We start from the raw sequence: 3,255 nt of genomic DNA, 5'->3' as shown, positions 1-3,255 counted from the left end.
CCCCGCGCCCGACGCGCGCGCCGCCGTCGCCGCCGCCCGTCGCGTCGGCTTCCCCGTCGCCCTCAAGACCACCGCGGCCCGGCTGCGCCACCGCCCCGACCTCGGCGGCGTCCGGCTCGACCTGACCACCGAGGGCGAGCTGCGCCGCGCCTACGCCGAGCTCACCCGGCAGCTCGGCGACCCGGCCGAACTGCGGCCCGTCGTCCAGCGGATGGCCCCGCGCGGGGTGGACACCGTGGTGCGGGCCACCGTTGACCCGGCCGTCGGCGCGGTGCTCTCCTTCGGCCTCGCCGGGGCCCCGGCCGAACTCCTCGGCGACGTCGCCCACCGGCTGCTCCCGGTCACCGACCGGGACGTGCGCGAGCTGGTGCGCGCCATCAGGGCCGCCCCCATGCTGTTCGGCTGGCGCGGCGCCAGGCCCGTCGACACCGCCGCCCTCGAGGAGACGCTGCTGCGCCTCGGCCGGCTGCTCGACGACCGCCCCGAGATCGCCGCCGTCGAGCTCGAGCCGGTGGTCGTCGCCCCACACGGGGTCACCGTGCTCGGCGCCACGATCCGGGTGGCGTCCCCACCGCCGCGCCTCGACCTCGGACCGCGTCGGCTGCCCGCGTTCTAGGACGCCGCGCGGACGGCCGCGGGCCCGCGAGTCAGCCCCCCGAGAACAGACCGGACAACGGCCCCACCACCGTCCGAGGCGACCCGTAGGATGGACCGTATGGCGAAGACCGGTACGACGTCCCAGGGGCTGCGGGAGGCAATCGAGCGCAGCGGCTACTACCCCGCGCTGGTCGCGGAGGCGGTGGAGGCGGCCGTGGGGCGGGAGCCCGTCATCTCCTTCCTCGTCCACCAGGAGACGACCTTCGACAGCAACGAGGTGCGCCGGCACGCCACCGTGCTGGTGCTGACCGGCACCCGGTTCATCGTCAGCCACACCGACGAGCAGTCGGCCGACAGCTCGGCCCCCGCGCCCTACGCCACCACCTCGACCGAGTCCGTGAAGCTGTCCCGGATCTCCTCCGTGGTGCTCAGCCGCGTCGTCTCCGACCCCCAGTCCTACGTGCCGGGCACGCTGCCCCGTGAGGTCGTGCTCACCATCGGCTGGGGCGCCGTCTCCCGGATCGACATGGAGCCGGCCAACTGCGGCGACCCCAACTGCGAGGCTGACCACGGCTACACGGGCTCCACCACGGCCGACGACCTGTCACTGCGCATCAGCGAGGCCGGGGACGGCCCGGAGACGGTCCGTCAGACGCTGGAGTTCGCCCAGGCGCTCTCCGAGGCGACGGCGGTGGCCACCAGGTGACCCACCCCCGGCCGGGGGGCTGGGGGACGGAGCCGTCCCCAGCCGGAGAACCGGCGCCGCTCGATCCGCGCCGGGCCCCAGCGCCGGAGTACGGCACGGGATCCCTCGCCGACGTGCTGCCCGCCGCCGCGGCCGGGCTCGGCGTCCCCGGGCTCTCCTCGCGCCTCCACCTGCCGCCGGCCGACCGGGTCTGCGTCTTCCTGGTGGACGGCCTCGGCTGGGAGGCGCTGCGGGCCCATCCGGACCGGGCGCCGTTCCTCACCTCGCTGCTGCCCAGCTCACGCGCCGGCACCGGCCGCCCCATCACGGCCGGCTTCCCCGCCACCACGGCGACCTCGCTCGCCTCCGTCGGCACCGGCCTCGTGCCCGCCGCGCACGGCCTCGCCGGATACAAGGTCCGCGACCCGGCCACCGGTGAGTTGATGAACCAGCTGCGCTGGGACCCCTGGACCGACCCGGCGCTCTGGCAGCCGCACCCGACGATCTTCCAGCGGGCGCACGCGGTCGGCGTCGCCGCCGCCCAGGTCACCGCCCCACACTTTGAGCACACCCCGCTCACCCGGGTCGCGCTCTCCGGCGGCACCTTCCTCGGCCGCCGGGACGCGGGCGAGCGGATGGACCTGGCGGCCGGTCGCCTCGCCGTCGCCGACCGGGCCCTCGTCTACACCTACTACGCCGAACTGGACGGCGTGGGACACCGGTTCGGCATGGCCTCCGACGCCTGGCTGGCCGAGCTCGCCTACGTGGACGGCCTGGCCCGCCGCCTCGCCGAACAGCTGCCGCCCCGCTCGGCGCTCTACGTCACGGCCGACCACGGCATGGTGGACGTGCCACCCACCCCCGAGGCGCGCTTCGACTTCGACGAGGACTGGGAGCTGCGGGCCGGCGTCGCCCGCCTCGGCGGCGAGGGCCGGGCCCGCCACCTCTACGCGGTGCCGGGCGCGACCGCCGACGTGCACGCCGTCTGGCGTGAGGTGCTGGCCGAGCACGCCTGGGTGGTGACCAGGGACGAGGCCGTCGAGCTCGGCTGGTTCGGGCCACCGGGCGTCGACCTTGAGCCCAGGGTGCGGGAGCGCGTCGGGGACGTGGTCGTCGCCATGACCGGGAACGCCGCCGTCGTCGCGGGCGAATCCGAGCCCAGGGAGTCCGCGCTCGTCGGCATGCACGGTTCGGTCACCCCGGCCGAGCAGCTGGTGCCGCTCCTCGAAGTCCGCACCTGAAGCCGCCAGCAGCACCTACTTGGAGCAGGAACCCTTGGCTGAACTCGCCTTCTTCTCCGGCACGATGGACTGCGGGAAGTCCACCCTCGCCCTGCAGATCCAGCACAACCGCTCGGCGCGGGGGCTGCGCGGGCTGATATTCACGCGGAACGACCGAGCCGGCGAGGGCCTGCTCTCGTCGCGGCTCGGCCTGGTGACGGAGGCGACCGAGGCCGACGAGAAGTTCGACTTCCACGCCCACCTGCTCACGTGTCTCGCCGCCGGCGAGCGCGTCGACTACGTGATCGCGGACGAGGCGCAGTTCCTCTCGCCCGAGCAGGTGGACCAGTTGGCGCGGGTCGTCGACGACCTGAGCGTCGACGTCTACGCGTTCGGTATCGCCACGGACTTCCGCACCAAGCTGTTCCCCGGCTCGCAGCGGCTGATCGAACTGGCCGACCGGGTCGAGGTGTTGCAGGTCGAGGCGCTGTGCTGGTGCGGGGCGCGCGCCACGCACAACGCCCGCACGGAGGGCGGGCGCATGGTGGTCGAGGGCGCGCAGGTGGTGGTCGGCGACGTCGGCGCGGCGGCGACGGCCGAGGTCGGCTACGAGGTCCTGTGCCGGCGCCACCACCGCGACCGCCTGACGGCGGCCACTGCACCGACGGCCGCGACACTGGACTGACGCCTCGCTGGGCTTCCGCTGCGCGCTTGGCGTAGGCCATGGCGCGGTCGTGCCGCGCCCACCCACCC

4 protein-coding genes are annotated in these 3,255 nt (G+C 74.9%); all 4 read left to right on the top strand.

Annotated elements, in window-relative coordinates; translation table 11 throughout:
* Window positions 1-616, top strand: a 616-nt coding sequence (locus E1265_RS35150; RefSeq protein WP_207931339.1) for an acetate--CoA ligase family protein, incomplete at its 5' end; no start/stop codon positions are given.
* Window positions 617-715: 99 nt separating this feature from the next.
* On the top strand, window positions 716-1,303 hold the full coding sequence (locus E1265_RS35145) for a DUF5998 family protein (RefSeq protein WP_132935010.1): 588 nt from the start codon (window positions 716-718) through the stop codon (window positions 1,301-1,303).
* The gene (locus E1265_RS35140) at window positions 1,300-2,523 is read left to right on the top strand and encodes a nucleotide pyrophosphatase/phosphodiesterase family protein (RefSeq protein WP_132935009.1); all 1,224 of its coding nucleotides are present in this window, start codon (window positions 1,300-1,302) and stop codon (window positions 2,521-2,523) included. Before E1265_RS35145 ends, E1265_RS35140 begins: the two co-directional genes overlap by 4 nt.
* 34 nt (window positions 2,524-2,557) lie before the next feature.
* Window positions 2,558-3,187: a thymidine kinase gene (locus E1265_RS35135; protein WP_132935008.1), complete on the top strand. Its 630-nt coding sequence runs from the start codon at window positions 2,558-2,560 to the stop codon at window positions 3,185-3,187.
* Window positions 3,188-3,255: the final 68 nt, after the last annotated feature.

Source organism: Streptomyces sp. 8K308, from assembly GCF_004348315.1.
GTDB lineage: Bacteria > Actinomycetota > Actinomycetes > Streptomycetales > Streptomycetaceae > Streptomyces.
This window is presented reverse-complemented; position numbering and strand designations above follow the sequence as displayed.